The organism is Flavobacterium sp. 38 (genome assembly GCF_057799715.1).
The window spans coordinates 315911-336091 of the sequence record NZ_JBYNWZ010000002.1 but is presented as its reverse complement, the minus strand read 5'-3'; the positions used below and the strand labels follow the sequence as shown (position 1 = coordinate 336091).

Sequence of the window (20181 nt, the reverse complement as noted above, 5' to 3'; positions counted from 1 at the left end):
TAAAACCTCTCAATCTGTGGCTATTTTTTTCTCGCAGATTTTGCAGATATAGCAGATTTAGAAACCGAATAAAGATTTCCGCAGATTTCTTTAAAAATTATCTGCTAAATCTGCGGGATCTGCGAGAGACAAAATACCTTTGCAATCTGTGGCTATTTTTTTTCTCGCAGATCCCGCAGATTTAGCAGATTGAGATACCGAATAAAGATTTACGCAGATTTTTTATTTAGAAGATCTGCTTAAATCAATTTAATCTGCGTGAAACAAAAAAATCATTTTTAATCCTTTCAATCTGTGGCAAAAACTTATCTATTAATCTCTCTCCAAATTTTAGCTGTAAAATCGTCTTTATACATTAATCTATTTGTTCGCGTTGGATTAACGCGATTGGTTAGAATAATTAAAAACCTACCGTTATCAGGATTCATGAAGAAGAAAGTTCCTGTGAAACCCGTATGTCCGAAATCATCTTTTTTATAAAATTCGTCTGGTTTTCTTTTATCAAAACCTAAACCTCTATAAATTCCATTTTTTGCAAGCGGAGAATCTGTAAACTCTTTTACGACATTCGCTTTTAAAATTTGTTTGCCTTTATAAGTCCCGTTATTCAGTAGCATTTTGCAGATTACGGCAATCGATTCGGCGTTTGCGAATAAACCTGCATTTCCAGAAACGCCACCAAAAATCGCAGCCGCTTCATCGTGTACATAGCCTTTTATGGTATCTTTTCTAAAAAGATTATCTACTTCAGTCGGCATGACATCATCTATCGAAGTCCATTTTAACGGATTATAGCCAATTTTTGAAATGCCTAATTCTGTATAAATTTCATTTGTGAAGTAATCTAATTTCTTTCCTGTTTTAGTTTCAATCATTTGCTTCACCAAAAGCAAATTCAAATCACTATACAAATATTTTCCTCTCGGATTGGTATTTGCCTTTGCAATCCTTTCGTAAACCGACGGATAAAATTCTGGATTCAGCCACATGTTTTTATAAACCTGAATCCAATTTTCTTTTGGTTCAAAAGCCAAATATTTAGAATCGTAAACAATGTTTTTATTGACAAACATAATATCAAACGGCTCAACATATTGCTCTGATTTCTGATTGCTCAGCAAAGGCGAATTGTCTGGCGTAGAAAGCAACGCCTGATAAAAAGTAATACTTGGCGTTAATCCAGAAGTATGCGTTAGCAATTCAAAAAGCGTCAAATCGGCAATGGCTGTGTTTTTGTACATCGGAACAATTTCGCCAACTTGATCTGTAAGCTTTAGTTTTCCCTCACCAACCAAACGCATAGTTACCAAAGTCGCTCCTAAAACTTTAGACATTGAAGCCAAATCAAAGACATCTTCTGATTTTACTAATTGCTTTTTAGTGTAATCATGAAAACCGTAGTTTTTTAAAATCAGATTTTCATCTTTAGTTCCCACAATAATTTGTGCTCCAGGAAAAAAGCCTTTTTCAAGCGCATTGGTCATCATCGAATCAATGTAAACTTCATTTCGTTTTACATCAAAAGATTGTTTTGAGTTTCTCTGAGAATACCCTTTTGTTCCCAGAAAAATCAAGGAAACAATTATAATTTTGACACCAATATTTTTCATATTTCTATGGATTAATTTTTAAGTCCTGTCCTGCCATCAAAGGTTCGTTATTGGTTCCTGTAATTTTTATTCTAACCGCTTTTACAGGCTGTTTCGGATAAATTGACGCGTTTCCGTAATCAAAATTATCGCCTTTTATAAAATCCGTTCCGTTGTATGAAAACTCTACAAAACCGTTGTTTATTATAAATCTCGGGTGATGCGGAACTCCAGTTAAAACATCAATTTTAGAGGAAGTTACCGGATTTGCAAAAGTGTACAAAATCCAGTCGCCATCTTTGCACGCTACATCGGTACGCAAATAGGATTCTTCGTTATAATCTTGTAGATTTGAAATTGGAAACTTCGGATTTTCTGCCATCGAAGAAGTCACTTTCACTTCTGGTTCCTGATATGGCGTACAAGTAAATTTTACATTGGCTGCCGATTTTTTCTCTTCTTTATTTTCTACCGTAAATTCTAATCTGTACGTATTTTTTTCATTATAATTTTCAATCAAAAATCTCAAACGAGGTTTTGATTTCAAAGACTTTTCATCTGAATACGTCTGCAATAATTTATCATTTTCAAAAAGAGAAACATTTTTAATTGTACCGTTTACACCGTCATCTGTTGGATTAAAACTCAAATACCAAATCCCTTTTTTATCTACATGTTCTGAAATATTTTCCGAAACAGTTAAAACTTCAACTTTCGAAGTATTCCAATTAGCAACAGGCAATTTCTCCACTTTAACCGCAGGACTTGCCGAAGTTTCGTTAAAGAAAACTATAAACCTGTATTGCTCGTAATCTTTCGTCTGAATTGGCCCTGTATATAATGGCGATTGTCTTGTTGGCTCATTTCCATCTTTATCAAATCGCACAACAGCACCTTCATAAGGAGATGTTACCGTAATAATTCCGTTTTTATAAATGGCTGTTGGAGCAAAATCTCTAAAAGCGATTCCCATATCAGCCAATCTTTGCAAATGACTGTTGGTCAATCTTCCATAAAAATCATCCCAGTTTTTATCTTCTTTTTTAGACCAACCAATTTCAGACAAAGCACAAATTCTTGGATAACTTTGGTATTCCATAATTCTTGCTGGACGATCCAAATATTCACTCCACAAAGCACCTTGAACTCCACTTATATTTTTTTGTTCTTCAGGCGTTAAATCTGCATCTGGAATTGGCTCAAACGAATAAGCGCGTTTTGTATCTGTAATCGCCGCCCAACGATGACCGCGTTCTGTTTCTGATTGCGCCATATCGTAATACGTAAATTGTCCCGGCATCATAATGGTTTTGTATCCTTTTTTAGCCGATTCAATTCCGTAACTGATTCCCTGCCAAGCAGAAATCAGCGTGTTCGGGTCGATTTCTCCACCTTTCAGGATTTCATTCCAGCCGTCTGTTTTTTTATGGTATTTGTCTACAATTTTCTGAACTCTTCTAAAGAAATAATTCTGAAGCTGAAAACTATCTGTAAATCCTTCTTTCGCCATCAAAGCTTGACATTTTGGGCAATGCTCCCAATTGGCGCGATTCACTTCGTCTCCTGCAACATGAATATATTCGAAAGGAAATAATCCAGAAACTTCTTTTATAATGTTGTCCAGAAGTTCATAATTCTCTTCGCGACCCACGCACCAAACATTTTTCACTTCTCCTTGTACACTTTTCAGTTCCTGCGTTATAGCGCAACCTACTTCTGGATACGAAGCCGTTACCGCACGAGAATGCCCAGGAATTTCAATTTCTGGCATTACTGAAATTCCACGATTGGCTGCGTAAGCGACTACTTCTTTAATGTCTTCTTGCGTATAAAAGCCTCCGTAACGTTTGTCTCCAGAACCGTAAGAGGGCAGTAAAACTTCGCCTGGGCCTCTCCAAGCACCTTTTAAAGTTAAATCTGGCATAGATTTAATTTCGATTCTCCAACCGTTATCATCGGTTAAGTGCCAGTGGAAAACATTCATTTTGTGAGCCGCCAGCCAATCGATATAATTTTTTACGGTTTGTTTATCGAAGAATTGTCTTGAACAATCGAGCATCATTCCGCGCCAGTCAAAACGAGGATAATCTTCAATTTTCACAAATGGAACAGTTCCTTTTTTTACTTCTTTTGCAGAAGAAATTTGCGATAAAGTCTGGAGTCCGTTTAGAACTCCGTTTGCAGTTTTTCCTTTTACGAAAATTCCTTTTTCGCTTATTTCTAATTGATAACCTTCATTCGGAAGGTTTATTTTTTTATCTACTAAAAATGAAATGCTATTTTTTCCGTGCTTTTTTCCAATCGAAACTATCGGATTAATTCCTGTATTTTTTGAAAGACTTGCAGCAATATAATCGGCACTGTTTTTTAGTTTTTTATCTACAACTATTTTTAGTGGCGAAGTCAAAACCAACTGACCAGCACTTTGCTGAACGGAAACTGGTTTCGGAATTATATCTAATTTTTGGGCTTGTACAAAACCTAACGAACTTAGAAATAGGGCAATTAGGAGAATACTTTTTCTCATTTCTATATTTTTATTTTACTGAAAATTCAATCGGACTGCTTTCTGTCTGGGTCTGACTCAAAGCAGTGAGCGCATAAACGTAGTTTTCCAAATCAGCATTTGACACTTCTAGTTTTAAAGCTGTTGTCACGTAATAAATGTTTTCAGAATTTGAGAAATCGGTTATTTTTCCTTTTGGAAATCTGTAAATCACATATTTCTTGTCATTTAGTGCCGCTTTCCAAGTCAAAACTGCGTTATTGCCTTTTTTAGCAATTACTGCATTTGTTGGCACTTCTGGTTTTAATCTTGTAATTCTATTTGCTTCTGGAGTTAAAGCAATGTATTTGTATTCTTTTTCAAGAAGTGGTTTTCTCAACGTATCTCCTTTTTTCAGAAAATTAGAAGCGGTAAAATGCATCGAACCTTCAATTTGTGGCAGTTTACGAATCATTTCGATTTGTTTTACAATTTGATCGGGACTTCTCCACTCTGGTTCTTTTGCCGAAGTCGAAATTTTATAATCGCCATGACCAACATACACATTAGCTCCATATTTATGTTCTGCCCACCATTTTGCCAGAACTTCAAAATTAGCGCGGTCAAAACCAATATGCCAGTACAATTGAGGCGTAACATAATCGATCCAGTTTTCTTTTTGCCATTTTAAAATATTCGCATACAAATCGTCATAGTTTGTAGCTCCTGCATTAGTTTTAGAGCCTTGAGAATCTTTGGCGATATTTCTCCAAACTCCAAAAGGCGAAATTCCGAATTCAACTTCTGGTTTATTGGCAATTATAGTATCTCTTATTTGTTTGATGATTAAATCGACATTGTCTCTTCGCCAATCGTCTTTGTCTTTAAACTGGCGCGGTTCTTTAGCGAAAGCTTTATTATCTGGAAATTCCTGTCCTTCAATTTTATATGGATAAAAATAATCGTCCATGTGGATTGCCTGAATATCGTATTTACGAACAATTTCGCCCACAACAGAAGCAACAAAATTTCTGGTTTCTTGTAATCCTGGATTAAAATATCTTGTTTTTCCGTAAGTCAGGAAAAGTTCTGGTTTTTTAAAATATAAGTGATTTTTTGAAAGTACATCTCTAACCGTATCTTTTTGCACACGATACGGATTCAGCCAAACGTGCACATTCATACCGCGTTTTCCTGCTTCATCAATCATCATTTGCAGCGGATCAAAACCTGGAGCAACGCCTTGAGTTCCGGTTATCCAATGCGAAGCGGGTTCTTTTGTCGATTTGTAATAGGCATCGGCAGTTGGGCGAATCTGAAAAATGACGGTGTTTAGATTATACGAACGAAGATTATCCAAAATGGCAATCATTTCGTTTTTCATTTCTTTGTCTGACAAACCTGGTTTAGACGGCCAATCGATGTTTTCTACTGTAGAAATCCAAGCGGCGCGCATTTCTCTCTTTGGAGAATGTTGACTGAAAATTTTGGTTTGAATCAGTAAAACTAGAATTATGATTTTTATGCTTTTCATAATTATTATTTTGGGTTAGTATCGTTATGTTTAACCGCAAAGAGCGCAAGGGAGTTACGCTATGTTCGCTAAGTTTTTTTAATCTGTTGCAATTTTTTTCTCTCGCAGATTTGGCAGATTCAACAGATTTAATTCGCGGAAATTTGTGCAATTTGTGGCGAAAATTTAACCGCGAAGAGCGCAAAGATTTACGCTATGTTCGCTAAGTTTTTTATTAATCGCGCAAAGGCGCAGAGACGCAAAGTTTTTCTTTTTAAGCTTTTTTAATATTCTTTGCGTCTTTGCGACTTTGCGAGCAATTAAAAGTTAGTCCAATTTGTAAATTCCACCTTCGATAAGTGATGTCCACACTTTTCCGTTATTGTCTACAGTAAAACCGTTTACACTTGAGCTTCCTAAATTAAGCACTTTGCTAATTTCAAATTTTACAGCATCCACAATAATCACTTCGCCTTTTCGACTTCCGATATAGATTTTATTATTTTTTTCAATTATTCCTGCTGGATTATGCTCGTAACCTAATTTCAAATCCAAAACTTTACTTTGGGCAATTACATTTTCTTCTGTTAATTCCAAATCATCGCTTAATGGAACTCTTACAAGTTCGCCTTCCATTGTTTTACCGTAAAACCATTTTCCATCCTTGCTTTTCCCCATCGATTCTCTAATTTTCCATTTATTAGTTCTCAAAAGAGTTTTTCCGGTTTCAACATCTAAAATAGTCAGAAATCGTTGAGGCGTAACAAAATACAATCTCTTTTTTGTTGCAACCATATTAACATTTCCAGCCGAGTATAAAATTTGGTTTTCGTTTCCGTTATTCCATTTCCAAATCAGATTTCCTGTGTTTTTATCAAGGCAGTAAATGTAAGAATCCCAAACGCCATAAATAATTTTATCGCCATGTATTACAGGAATTCCCTGCGAATACGATTTTGGCAGTTTATTTTCCCAAAGCAATTTTCCTGTAACCGCATCAATACAAACAAATGCGCTAGAACTTTCTGTATATAATTTGTTGTTTTCAACAATTGGAGAGCCAACCAAAACACCGCCTACAGAAGTGCTCCATTTTTGCTTTCCTGTTTGCGTGTCGATTCCTAAAATATTCCCTTCGATTGTGCCTTCAATCAGATTATTTTTGACTACAATTGGCGAAAAATAAAGTGAATTTCCAGTCTGAATCTTCCAATTCACTGCTTTATTCTTCAAATTAACCGATTGAATTTCGCCAAGCGAATTTGTAAAATAAAGGTTCTTTTTATCAAACGCCGGAAGATTGTAAATTGAGGCAATATCTTTTATAAAAGGATTTAAGCTTGCTGGATTATCTTTCGGAATTTCAATTTTTGAAGGTGTTGATGGAACAGCAAATTTAAAAACGCCAGGCTTATCAAGCTCTTTCTGATAAATGCGAATACTATCTTTACTTACAATAACCTCATTGTAGCTTTTTGTTTTTCCGTCAAGCGAAGTAATCGATGTTCCCATTAAACCACTCAAACCAGAGAAATCGTATTTTCTTAAAGTATGTCCGTGACCGCAAAAAGTAGCTACAGTTGGATATTTTTGTAAAACTGAAAGCACTTCTTTATAATTGCTCACGCTGTTATCTAAAGGATAATGAGCAAAATTCAATACTTTTTTATTGCTGTTTTTTAAATTGTCCTGCAAGGTTTTATCCAGCCAAAGTATATCTTCGTGTTTAACAAATCCGTCTCCCATTTTCATATAAGGGCCACACGGAAATCCGATAAAAACATAATCTCCTTTTGAAAAGACAAATCGGTCTTCTCCCCACAATTTTTTATACGTCAGTCCAGCGCTTTCGCTCCAATTGGTTTCATGATTTCCTGAAACTACATAGTACGGTTTCTTTAGTGTTGAAAGTATTTTATGCACTTCATTCAACTCGTCATCGGCACCGCGATTGGTTAAATCTCCAGTTACGATTACAAATTCAAAATCTGAGTTATTAATTTCTTTTACAATATTTTGAAGTAAAAAATCATTATCATTCCCTACAGAAACGTGCAAGTCTGTAAGTTGAACAAATTTTATAATTTCCTTTTTTTCTGCATTCTGCGAAAATCCAGATGTTATTACAAAAAGCAATAGTATTCTGAAAAATAGATGTTTCATGGTTCTTTTTAGTTAATTAGCAATAATTTATTTTAAACAGTTCTTATTTCGGAATTTACTGTGTCACTTAACCGCAAAGCGCGCAATGATTTACGCAACGTTCGCAAAGTTTTGTTTTTTTTTTATCTCGCAAAGGCGCGAAGACGCAAAGTTTTTCTCTCGCAGATTTCACAGATTAAGCAAATTAATTGGCGGAAATTTGTGAAATTTATGGCTAAAAATTAACCGCAAAGCACACAAGGATTTGCGCTATGTTCGCAAAGTTTTTCTCTCGCAGATCTAGCAGATTTAATTTGCGGAAATTTGTGAAATTTGTGGCAAAAAAAATCTTTTAATCTTATAATCTGTGGCTATTCTTTCCTCTCGTTGCTTTCGCAGATTCAAAAGATATAATTCGTGAATCTGTTGCGAAAAAAACCTAACAGGCTTAAAAAAACCTGTTAGGGATAACCAACCAAAATTTATGTATTGCGAATTATCGGTAGTTTCGCAATGCACTTTATGTTACTTTGTTTTTACACTTTCGTTGAAGAAATCATGAAAAAACAAAAGCTGATATTTTAAAGCATTTTCCCAGTATTTAAGATTATGTTCTCCTGGACGCTCGATATAATCGTGATTTATTTTCTTTGCCAGCATTTTGGCATGCAGATCTCGGTTGACATTCATAAAGAAATCGTCAACGCCGCAATCAATAATTAGTTTTAAACTATTATTTGGCAGTAAATCAAGCATATTGACTACTGTGTTTTTGTTCCAATTTTCTGGAAATTCGTTTATAGTTCCAAGGCGTTTTTTAATATCCCAGTTATCAGGAAACGGACGAAAATCTACTCCGCCGCTCATACTTCCTGCTGCTCCAAAAATATCCTGATGTTTAATAGATAAATATAAAGCACCATGTCCGCCCATGCTCAAACCAGAAATAGCACGGCCGTCACGACTTGAAATTGTTTTGTAGTTTTTGTCAATGTAAGGAACCAATTCTCCCGTTACATAAGTTTCGTACTTAAATGTAGGATCAATTGGACTGTCAAAATACCAGCTAGAATAATTTCCATCTACGCCAATTACAATAAAATTATATAAATCTACCTGTCTTTTAAGTTCTTTAAAATCTTTTGCCCAAGAACCATAATTACCGCTGTAACCATGAAGAAGATACACTACAGGAAATTTTTCGCTGCTTTTTTTATAACTATCCGGAAGCATCACACAAGTTTTGATGTTCTTTTTCATCGAAGCACTATAAACCTGAATAGTATCTACCTGCGCTGCTTTGGCAGAAAATAGCGAAACTAAAAAGATTAAGATGCAGATTGTTTTCTTCATATTATTGGAATTTCAATTAAAATAATTATTTCAGACATGCTTTTAAAATCGTAACCGGATGTTGGGCTTTTCTGCTCGTTCCGTCAAAAATCTGATGGCGGCAACTGGTTCCTGCAGCAGCAATTGCTGTTGTTGCTTCTGTTGCCCTGATTTTCGGAAACAGCGTATCTTCTCCCATCTTCATACTGATTTCGTAATGCTCTTTTTCGTAACCAAATGAACCCGCCATTCCGCAACAGCCCGAATTATAAATGGTAACCGTATTATTTTTTGGAATATTCAGCATTGCAAAAGAAGCCTCAACACTGCTCAATGATTTTTGATGGCAATGTCCGTGGATCTTTATGCTTTTTTCTTTTTCAGAAAATTGTCCTGCGTGAATTTTTCCGTCTGTAATTTCTCTTTTGAAAAACTCTTCAACCGTAAAAGTGTTTTTGGCTATTTTTTCGGCACTTTCCTTATCTCCAGCCAATCGTAAATATTCATCTCTAAAAGTTAAAATTGCCGAAGGTTCAAGACCGATTAAAGGCGTATTTTCTGAAATTATATTTTTAAAAGTATTGACATTCTTATTGGCAATTTCCTGTGCTTCTTCTAGAAAACCTTTCGAAATAAAAGCTCTTCCGCTTTCTTCGTGATCAATTACAATTACTCTATAACCCAAATTCGTCAATAATTCGTAAGCATCGATTCCGACTGAAACATCGTAATAATTGGTAAATTCGTCACAGAAAAGATAAACGCTGCCGTTTTCAAAAGCGTTATTCGCAAAAAGTTTCTTATTGGCTTGATGCCATTTTCTAAACGTTTTTGGAGCCAGTAAAGGCACTTGTCTTTCTGGTGCAATTCCCATTCTTTTTTTAACGAAAGAAAGATTAGAAGCCCAATTGGTAACAGATGGCGCCATACTTCCCAATTCATTCAATTTGGAATTGAAAGCAAATATTTTATTTCGGAAAGAAAAACCGTTTGCTTTCTGATATTGATATAAAAATTCGGCTTTTAAAGTCGCGACATCCACATTACTAGGACATTCGCTTGCGCAGGCTTTACAGCTAACACACAATTCGAAAACCTTATATAATTCTTCGTGATCGAATTTATTTTCTTTTTCAGAATTCGTCAGATATTCGCGTAAAGCGTTGGCACGTGCGCGCGTAGTATCTTTTTCGTTTCTTGTAGCTCGGTAACTCGGACATAAAGTTCCGCCCGCTGATGGCAATTTACGACAATCGCCCGAACCGTTGCATTTTTCTGCCGCGCGTAAAACTCCTAAACTGTCTGAGAAATCTTGAATTGTTTTAATCTCCGGTTCTACTCTTCCAGCTTCAAAACGTAGGTTTTCATCCATTTTAGAAGCGTTTACAATTTTTCCAACATTCAGAATAGTATCGGGATCAAATGCTTTTTTGATTCGTTTCAGCAATTCGTAGTTTTTATCGCCAATCATAAAAGGCAAAAACTCACCGCGCAAAATTCCGTCGCCGTGTTCACCGCTTAACGAACCTCTATATTTTTTTACTAAATGAGCCACTTCAGTCGATAAATTTCTAAACTGGCGTAACCCATCTTTTGTTTTCAAATTGATTTTCGGACGCAAATGCAACTCTCCTGCTCCAGCGTGAGCATAATAAATCGCGCTTTGTCCTTGACTTTCCATCATGGCCGCAAATTCGGCGATATAATTTGGCAAATCGCTTAGTTCTACGGCAGTATCTTCAATAGAATCGGCTGCTTTATCGTCTCCAACAATACTTCCTAAAAGTCCTAGTCCTGCTTTTCTTACTTCATTTACCTTTTCAATATCAGCTCCGTAAATCTTTGGCAATGCATAACCGAAACCATTAATTTGAAGATCTTTAATCAAAGCATCAGCTTGTAGTTCGGCATCTTCCATACTAATGTGCGATCCCACTTCGAGCATGATAACTGCTTTCGGTTCTCCCACAATAAAAAAACGGTTTTTAGACTGTTCTCTGTTTGTTTTGGTACAATCTAAAATCGTATCGTCCATCATTTCGCAAGTGTACAAATGATGTTTCATTGCAGTAACTACAGCTTCTAGACTTTCTTGAATAGTATGAAAATGCGCTACAACCATAATGTTATTCGTCGGCGGAAGATCGTCAGCTTTTAAAGTCACTTCTGTTGTAAAAGCCAAAGTTCCTTCGCTTCCGCAAAGCAGTTTTCCTAAATTGATGGTATTTTCTGTTCCCGAAAAAAGTTCTGAATTTAGTAATGCATCTATTGCATAACCTGTATTTCGTCTGTGAATTTCTGGTTTTGGAAATTCTCTTAAAATTTCTTCCTGATTTTCTTTGTTCGAAAGTTCTTCGTAGATCGTTTTATAGATTTTACTTTCTAAAGAATCTCCGTTTGTTTTCTCAATAAATTCTTCAGAAGTTAAATCTTTAAATACCGCTGTAGATCCGTCGCTTAAAACGGCTTTTATTTCTACAATTTTATCTCGAGTAACGCCGTAACGGATTGAAGTTGTTCCTGAAGAATTGTTTCCGACCATTCCGCCAATCATACATCTATTTGTGGTTGATGTTGTCGGTGCAAAAAATAATCCGTGCGGTTTTAAATATAAATTTAACTCGTCACGAATTACTCCAGGCTGAACGGTTACGGTTTTATTTTTAGGATCAAAAGCAATGATTTTATTGAAATGTTTCGAAACATCGACAATGATACCGCTTCCAACTGTTTGTCCCGCAAGCGAAGTTCCAGCTGTTCTTGGCGTTATTGAAATCTTATTTTTGGAAGCAAAACGAATAATATTGACAATATCATTTTCTGATTTCGGAATCGCCACAGCAAGAGGCATAATTCTATAAGCAGAGGCATCTGTGGCGTATATTTTTTTATGAAGTTCATCATAAAAAAGGGTTCCTTCTAAGGAGTTTTCTAATTCTTGTAGTTGAAGAGAATCGGACATTGAATTGGTTGTGTTGCTTTTGGTTTTTTAATAATGTTTTATTTCTAAACTCAGTTTTAAAAACTGATCGATGACAAAACAAATTCTAATTTTAATTAGAAATCAATATTTATTAAAGTGCCTAGCTTTGAACTCCCTCCAAATGAAGCAATGGTTTTCATAAATATATTTGACTAACAATATTAGTTTTAACAAATATAGATACAAAAAAGATATAAATACATTATTTTGCGTTTTTTAACATAGTAAAATTACAAAAACGCAACAAAACGCAAAAAGTATTTTAGATACGTTTAGATTATAAGATAAAAACGCCAGATGTTCTATATTCGTCCAGCCTTTCATCTTCAGGATCCAATTCTGTTACAATTGTGTCCAGCTGCGTAAGATCGCAAACGCCGTGTGGCATTTTGGTATTTAATTTATTAGAAGCAAACATCGAAACTACTCTGTCAGAAGCTTCTATCATTGCTTTTTTCACTATAGAAATTTCGTAACCCACTTCTGTAAGCCCTTGTTTTATATTGATGCTACTGGCTCCGATAAAACAAATGTCGGCTTTAATTTTAGACACCACCTGAATTACATCCATACCTATTGTTACCATTGCATTTTTCTGCATTTTCCCTCCAATAAAAATCAGATCGATATTCGGATGCTGAGACAATTGCATCGCTATTGGTAAACTATAAGTATATATAGTAGCTTTTAAATCAGCAGGAATTAACTTTGCAAAAACCAAATTTGTACTTCCTCCGCTCATTATAATAACCTGATCGTCATGAAGTAATGACAATGCTTTTGTTACAATTTTCTTTTTCTCCTCTTCAGAAGTTATCGCAATGTCAAATACATTTGCAGGTTTTTCTTTAACTTGAACTGCACCGCCGTAGACCTTCTCCAACTGCTTTTTACTGTCCAATTCGTTCAAATCTCTTCTTATAGTATCTTCTGACAAATCGAGAGCCAAAGCTAAATCTGTTGTAACAACTTTTTGGTCTTCAATAAGCTTAGTCATTATATATTTATGTCTTTCGGCTTTCAGCATGTTTTTTATAAAAGTTAAAATTCATCACAAATATATCAAATATTTCAAATTATATCAGAAAAGACCCTTAAAACTGCAAAATCATGCATTTACTAAATTTTTAAAATAAACCAAATAAATAATTCGAATCAAAATTTGCGTTATTTTGCGTTATTTAAAATTATTTTCGAAAAATAATACAAAATAACGCATTTGTATGCAATAATTAAATATATTTGCTCAACAACAACCATAAAAAACCAGATTAATCATGAAAAAATTACTCTTTATTTCAGTGTTGTTTTTGTGCATTCAAACAGTATTTGGACAAGCAAAAACGGTTACTGGAACAGTAAAAAACAAGAAGGATGGCTTTCCTCTTCCCGGAGTTAGTGTCCTTATTCAAGGAACTTCAAATGGCACAACTACAGATTTTGATGGAAACTACAGCATTAGTGTTGCTCCTGGACGAAGCCTTAGTTTTAGCTACATGGGTTTTGAAACTGCGGTAGTGAAAGTTGAAGGACAACAGAAAATCAACGTTGACATGGCAGAAAGCGCTGCAAAGTTAGATGAAGTAGTTGTCGTGGGATTCTCTTCGCAAAAGAAAGCAAATCTTACTGGTGCAGTTGCTAAAGTTGATGTAAAAAAAGCTTTAGGAAGTATTCCTGTTACAGATATTACAAAAGGTTTACAGGGAACTACTCCAGGACTTAATATTACTTATAATTCAGGTAGCATCGGTAAACAATCCAAAATAAATATTCGTGGAGCCGGAACTATTGTAAACGGAGAGGTTTCAGGATCGCCACTTATTTTAGTTGACGGTGTTCCGGGTGATCTTTCTTTATTAAATGCAGAAGATGTAGAATCGATGTCTGTTCTTAAAGATGCTGCCTCTGCTTCTATTTATGGTGCACGTGCTGCATTTGGAGTTATATTGGTTACTACTAAAAGCGGTAAAAACGCAAAAGGCAAAGTACGATTTGCTTATAGCGTAAATACGGGTATTAGCAACCCAATTTCTTTGATTCAATTTAATGATCCTACAGTAGAGCTTCCTGCCATGATCGAGGCACAAGCTAGAGCGGGTAATGCCAATCCAGAATCTTTTGGTATGAACTACAAAACATTATTGCCAGGTATCATTAACTGGAAAGAAAAATATGCTGCAACAAGAAATCCTAATGATAAAAACATGATTTTAGGAGAGGATTTTGACGTAATTGGTGGTAGAGAATATTTTTACAGAATCTGGGATCCGCACGCTGAAATGCTAAAAAAGAATGCTATACAAACGCTTCATAATTTATCGGCGCAAGGTTCTTTGGGTGAAAAAAGTTCGTTTATTGTTTCATTAGGTCTTGCTAATCAAGATGGTGTAATGAAAATTAATACCGAAACCAATCAAAGATTCAGTCTTAATATGGGTATGACTACTCAATTAACAAGCTGGCTTACTGGAGATTTTAAAGTATTGGGAACTTTTCAAGAATATAATTCTCCTTTTAACTACTATAACAATGGTGTTGATACGGCTGGAAATGGATATTTTGGATATTATATGCGTTGGGGTTCTTATTTCCCTTATGGTACTTACAATGGCACTTATTTCAGACATGCACCAGGTTATATGGCAAACGCATCTCAAAATGAGAATAAGTCAAATGATATGAGGATAAGCGGAAAACTTACGGCTCAAATTACAAAAGACTTTAATCTTATTGGAGAATATAGTATAAACAATAATTTTTCGAGCCTTAAAATGAATGGTGGTCAAGTGCCGCTTTGGGACTGGTGGACAAGCGCTGCTGACTTAGTTGCAGGAAAACCTACCTCTATGGAAGTTGGAAATGATTTTGTTGCGCAAGCTAAAACATCTTACACTAGAAATGTAGCCAATATTTATGCAAATTATACTAAAACTTTGGGTGAAAACCACAACTTTAAAGCATTAGGCGGTTTAAACACGGAGTGGTACGATCAAGAAAGAACCTATGCGCGTAGAAATACACTTTTGGATAAAAACAAACCAGAGTTTAATCTAGCTATTGGTGATCAATTTACTGCACCTCTTGTGGCTAATGATATCTTAAACCCAGGTTTATCAAGATATGCCATTGCCGGATTCTTTGCACGTGTGAATTATGACTACAAAGGAAAATATCTTTTGGAGGTAAACGGACGTTATGACGGTTCGTCTAAATTCCCTACAAATGAGCAATGGGGATTCTTCCCTTCTGCTTCTGTTGGATACAGAATTTCGGAAGAAGCTTTCATGGAAGGTACAAAAAGCTGGTTAAATGATTTGAAAATTAGAGGATCTGTTGGTTCAATCGGAAATCAGAATATTGCTAACAATGCCTTTTTACCAGTTATGACGAATGTTACTACTAATCCTAACCCTTATTGGATAGGAAGCGGTTCAACTGTTCCTCCAACTGTAAATCAGCCAACAAACGTTGATCCTAATTTAACTTGGGAAAAAGTAACTACTCAGGATATTGGTATTGATATTCGTATCTTTAATATGCTTGGATTGACTTTTGATTATTATCAAAGAGATACTAAAGGTATGTTGGCTCCAGGTAAAACACTTCCAGGTTCATTTGGTCAGGCTGCTGCCAATACAAACTCAGGAAATTTAAGAACAAAAGGTTGGGAGCTTGCGCTTAACTTTAACAAGCAAATCAACCAAAACATTAGTGTTTATGCAGATCTTACACTTTCTGACAATACTACTGAAGTAACAGAATGGAACAACTCTGCTAAACTGATCTCAACTACATCTTTTTACGCAGGTCAAAAATTGGGCGAAATCTGGGGATTAGAAACAGATCGTTTGATTCAAACTACAGATCAAATTGATGCAACTGGATTAATCGTAAATGGTGTTGATTATAAGAACATTAGAACTGGTGCTTTTAAATTTGGCGCTGGAGATGTAATGTATAAAGATTTAGATGGCGATGGTGTAATCTCTAGAGGAGATGGAACAGCTCTTAAACCTGGAGATTTAAAAGTTATTGGTAATACAACTCCTCGTTACCAATATGGAATTCGTTTAGGAGGTGCTTTATACGGATTTGACGTTGATGCTTTCTTTCAAGGAGTTGGTAAACGTGAATACTGGGCGACTTCTGATTTAGTATTGCCATTCTACAATAGAACAGATGCTATGTATGTAAACCAGAATGATTACTGGACACCAGAAAACACAGATGCTTATTTCCCTAATCCGTACCCTAACCATGCTGGAAATGCTTTTGGAACTTATGCACCTGGATCTAACAACTTTGTGGCACAGTCACGTTATTTATTAGACATGTCTTATTTACGTTTAAAATCAGTAACGATTGGATATACTTTTCCTAAAAGCATTACCGAAAAAATCGGAATCGATAAAATTAGACCGTACGTTTCTGGCTTAAACTTAGCAACTTGGAAAAGCAGCAAATTGCCAGTAGATCCTGAGATTAATGAAACTGAAGCGGCATGGGGAAGAACGTTCCCTTATTCTAAAACGATATCATTTGGTATTCAACTTGCTTTCTAAAAAAGGTATTTAAAATTTAAAAAATTAATCAAAATGAGAAAATATATAACAAACTCTAGGATAAAACTAACAGTTGCCTTGTTCGCTATTGCAAGTGTAACGGTTAGCTGTTCAGATTTTTTGGACACTCCACCTGAAGATGTGTTTACAGATGACAATTTCTGGACTTCAGAAAATAACGTAAAAACATTCTCTTGGTTGAACTATAATACCTTTAACGGTTATGGAAATAATGCAGGTACTACAGCTGACTTTTACTTCCATTCAGGAACAGGTTTAATTGATGATAACCTAGCTAATAACGTTTTTACCAACTTTCCAACGGCTCCAAATGCAACTAATGCAAACTGGAACGAATACTATACTTTGGTTCGCCGTTGTAATCTTATGCTAGCAAGAGTACCTAATGTACCAATGGATCAGGCAAAGAAAAATCACTACATAGGTGTTGCTAAATTCTTTAGAGCGCATACTTATTTCCGTTTGGCACAGCAGTTTGGCGATGTTCCTTATACAGATGAATATTTAGCTCAAAGTGATGCGAACGTATATAAGCCAGCTTTATCAAGAGCAGAAGTGGTTGACAATGTAATTAAAGATTTGGAAGAAGCAATTCCGATGTTATTAAACGTTGATGACAGCAATGTTACTGTAAATAAATATACTGCTTATGCCTTATTAAGCCGCGTGTGTTTAAGTGAAGGTACTTACAGAAAATACAATGGTGGACAGAATGGAAATGCTTATCTTCAGAAAGCAAAAGACGCTTCTTTAGCAGTAATGAACAATAGTTTGTACAAATTAAACGCAGACTGGAAATCGCTTTATAATTCTGTAGAATTATTAGGAAATGCTGAAGTAATCTTGACAAAGAGATATATCAAAGGTGTTTTAGGAAATTCTGTTCAAGCCTATACCAATACTTCTACAGTTCAAAACGGATTGACAAAATTTGCTGCACAGAGTTATGTAACTACTAATGGACTGCCAATCAAACAAGCGGGCAATACTCAATATTTAGGCGATAATACTATTGCTAATACTTTTGCCAACAGAGATCCGCGATTCGCTAAAGCATTCAGCAATGTAGATTATGCTTATTCTGACAAACCTTATACTGGCTTGACCTCTATTACGGGTTATGTGTTCCAATTATACAACAATCCTGCTACAACAGGTACAGAGGTTTCAACAATTGGCCAAAATCAAATTGACGCTCCAGTTTTCACATTAAGTGAAGTATATTTAAATTATGCTGAAGCTTGTGCCGAATTAGGAACGATCACTACTGCAGATCTTAATTTATCTCTTAATAAAGTTCGTACTCGTGCAGGAATTGCTACTTTGACTACAGATGGTACAAATGCTTCTGCTAACGGAGTACAAATCGATGATCCACAAAGAACAGCAGCATTAGAACAAATTTCAGGAATTGTTAATCCAATTATATGGGAGATTCGTCGTGAGCGCAGAATCGAGTTTATGAGCTGGACTACAATGAGAAAAGAAGATCTTATGCGTTGGAAAAAAGGAGATTACTTAGATACAAATGCGAATCCTGATGTTGCTTTAGGAGCTAAAATTCCTGCCTTGATAGGAACTAATTCTAAAACAAAAGTAAACGCAGAAGGATATGTAATTCCTTACGCTGCAGGTGTTACAAGACCATTTGTTTCTCCAAAAAATTACTTAACTGCTATACCTACAAATGATATCAGTTTATACGCTGCAGAAGGTGTAGAATTAAAACAAAATCCAGGCTGGTAATACACTTAAAAACCAGATAATTGCCCCATAATAAACTGCCTCTGAAATGAGAAATTTTAGAGGCAGTATTTTAAAATACTCTTTTTTAAACAAAACGAGACTGGTAAAAAAGACCCAATAAAATTTCGCCCTGAAAATTCATGTTTTCAATCTTAGTTTTTTTAGATTCCCCAATCTACTTTAAACATTCATATATACTCCGATAAAATAGTAATTTTATTAGTCCATTTTGTCTTAACTAATAAACTGTATTTAAAATGATAAAATTTATAGCAAAAAGCGCTTTTGTTGCAGCCTTTCTATTTTCTGCACCGTCCTATTCGACGGTAAATCGATCAATGGAAAGCAATAGTTCAGAAGAAATTAATTACGGTGCAATAAAAACCGGAGCCGACAATTACGAAAAATATTTGCCTCTTTTAAAAGATAAAAAAGTCGGGATTGTAACCAACCAGACTGGAATTTTAACCAATAAAACTCATGTAGTTGATTTTCTTCTGGAGAAAAAAATTGCGGTTCAAACTATTTTTGCTCCCGAACACGGATTTAGAGGAACAGCCGATGCTGGAGAACATGTTGTAGACGGAAAAGATCCGAAAACGGGTTTGCCGATTATCTCGCTTTATGGTGACAACAAAAAACCAAAACCAGCGCAGTTAGCTGGTCTTGACGTTATGATTTTTGACCTTCAGGATGTGGGCGCGCGATTCTACACTTACATTTCTTCGCTGCATTATGTGATGGAAGCTTGTGCAGAAAATAATATTCCGCTTATCGTTTTAGATCGTCCAAATCCAAACGGCGCTATTGTAGACGGACCGCTTTTAGAAAAAGAATTTACAAGTTTTGTGGGCATGCACCCTATTCCGCTCCTTCACGGAATGACAATTGGTGAATACGCACAAATGGTAAATGGACAAAAATGGCTGAAAGATGGCGCTCAATGCAAACTAACCGTTATTCCTTGTGTCGATTATAAAAGAACAATGTCTTACAGTTTATTGGTAAAACCATCTCCAAATTTGCCTAACGACCAATCGATAAATCTATATGCGAGTTTATGCCTTTTTGAAGGAACAAACGTAAGCATGGGACGCGGAACCGAAAAGCAATTTCAAATTTACGGTTCGCCTTATTTAACTAAAACAAACTTCAGCTTTACGCCAAAGCCAAATTTTGGTGCAAAAGATCCTTTATATAACGGGAAAGAATGTTTTGGCGAAGACTTAACAGCATATCCAAAACTAAAACAGCTAGAGTTAAAATGGCTGATTAAAGCCTACCAAAACACCAGCGACAAAACAAAATTCTTTAATGGATTTTTTACCAAACTGGCTGGAACAAAAAAATTACAACAGCAAATTGAAAGCGGTGTTTCTGAAAGTGAGATCAGAAAAACATGGCAAAAAGACCTTGAAGCTTTCAAAATAATGAGAAAACAGTATTTAATTTATTAGTAAAATTTATTTTTTTTAACACATAGAAACATAGAATTTCTATTTTCTGAAAAAAGAGTTTAGAAGAGAAACTCGTTTCTCAACACATAGCTAGACGTTTCCAACTTTGTCAAAGTTTAAAACTTTGACAAAGTTTCACACAACAACTATGTGCATTAAGATAAGTGAAACGTCTTTTACACATTACAAAAAACTATGTCTCTATGTGTTAAAAAAAGTACACATAGCTATGTGCATTAATGCAAGTGAAACGCCTTTTGCACACTACAAAAGCTATGTCTCTATGTGTTTAAAAAAACATTCTGTATAAAAATATCAAAATTGTAAATCCAGAATATGGATTTCAAAAAT

The 20181-nt window shown here is 35.3% G+C and carries 10 protein-coding genes; 3 read left to right on the top strand and 7 right to left on the bottom strand.

Translation table 11 applies throughout. The annotated features are described in order from the left end of the window. Window positions 1–305: 305 nt before the first annotated feature. The 7 genes from AC3E9W_RS06625 to AC3E9W_RS06595 all read right to left on the bottom strand — a co-directional run bounded on the left by AC3E9W_RS06625 (window position 306) and on the right by AC3E9W_RS06595 (window position 13071). Entirely contained in the window at window positions 306–1610 is a 1305-nt protein-coding gene (locus tag AC3E9W_RS06625; RefSeq protein ID WP_488767646.1) for a serine hydrolase domain-containing protein, read from the bottom strand. Window positions 1611–1614: 4 nt separating this feature from the next. Then, entirely contained in the window at window positions 1615–4116 is a 2502-nt protein-coding gene (locus AC3E9W_RS06620; RefSeq protein WP_488767645.1) for a beta-N-acetylhexosaminidase, read from the bottom strand. A 10-nt stretch (window positions 4117–4126) separates the two neighbouring features. Further along, window positions 4127–5608 (bottom strand): glycoside hydrolase family 10-like protein, encoded by a 1482-nt coding sequence (locus AC3E9W_RS06615; protein WP_488767643.1) that lies wholly within the window; start codon window positions 5606–5608, stop codon window positions 4127–4129. Between the two features lie 306 nt (window positions 5609–5914). Continuing rightward, entirely contained in the window at window positions 5915–7750 is a 1836-nt protein-coding gene (locus tag AC3E9W_RS06610) for an outer membrane protein assembly factor BamB family protein (protein WP_488767641.1), read from the bottom strand. Window positions 7751–8254: 504 nt separating this feature from the next. After that, window positions 8255–9082: an alpha/beta hydrolase gene (locus AC3E9W_RS06605; protein WP_488767639.1), complete on the bottom strand. Its 828-nt coding sequence runs from the start codon at window positions 9080–9082 to the stop codon at window positions 8255–8257. A gap of 25 nt (window positions 9083–9107) precedes the next feature. Continuing rightward, window positions 9108–12023: an FAD-binding and (Fe-S)-binding domain-containing protein gene (locus tag AC3E9W_RS06600; RefSeq protein ID WP_488767638.1), complete on the bottom strand. Its 2916-nt coding sequence runs from the start codon at window positions 12021–12023 to the stop codon at window positions 9108–9110. Between the two features lie 298 nt (window positions 12024–12321). Continuing rightward, window positions 12322–13071 (bottom strand): DeoR/GlpR family DNA-binding transcription regulator, encoded by a 750-nt coding sequence (locus tag AC3E9W_RS06595; RefSeq protein ID WP_488767636.1) that lies wholly within the window; start codon window positions 13069–13071, stop codon window positions 12322–12324. A 250-nt stretch (window positions 13072–13321) separates the two neighbouring features. Between AC3E9W_RS06595 and AC3E9W_RS06590 the strand changes: the two genes are divergently transcribed. From AC3E9W_RS06590 to AC3E9W_RS06580, 3 genes are all read left to right on the top strand, one after another. Then, a complete protein-coding gene (locus AC3E9W_RS06590) occupies window positions 13322–16606 on the top strand; it encodes a SusC/RagA family TonB-linked outer membrane protein (protein ID WP_488767635.1) in 3285 nt (1094 codons plus the stop codon). Between the two features lie 33 nt (window positions 16607–16639). Continuing rightward, on the top strand, window positions 16640–18373 hold the full coding sequence (locus AC3E9W_RS06585) for a RagB/SusD family nutrient uptake outer membrane protein (protein WP_488767634.1): 1734 nt from the start codon (window positions 16640–16642) through the stop codon (window positions 18371–18373). A gap of 257 nt (window positions 18374–18630) precedes the next feature. After that, window positions 18631–19830, top strand: a complete 1200-nt coding sequence (locus tag AC3E9W_RS06580) for an exo-beta-N-acetylmuramidase NamZ family protein (protein ID WP_488767632.1) — start codon at window positions 18631–18633, stop codon at window positions 19828–19830. Window positions 19831–20181 lie beyond the last annotated feature (351 nt).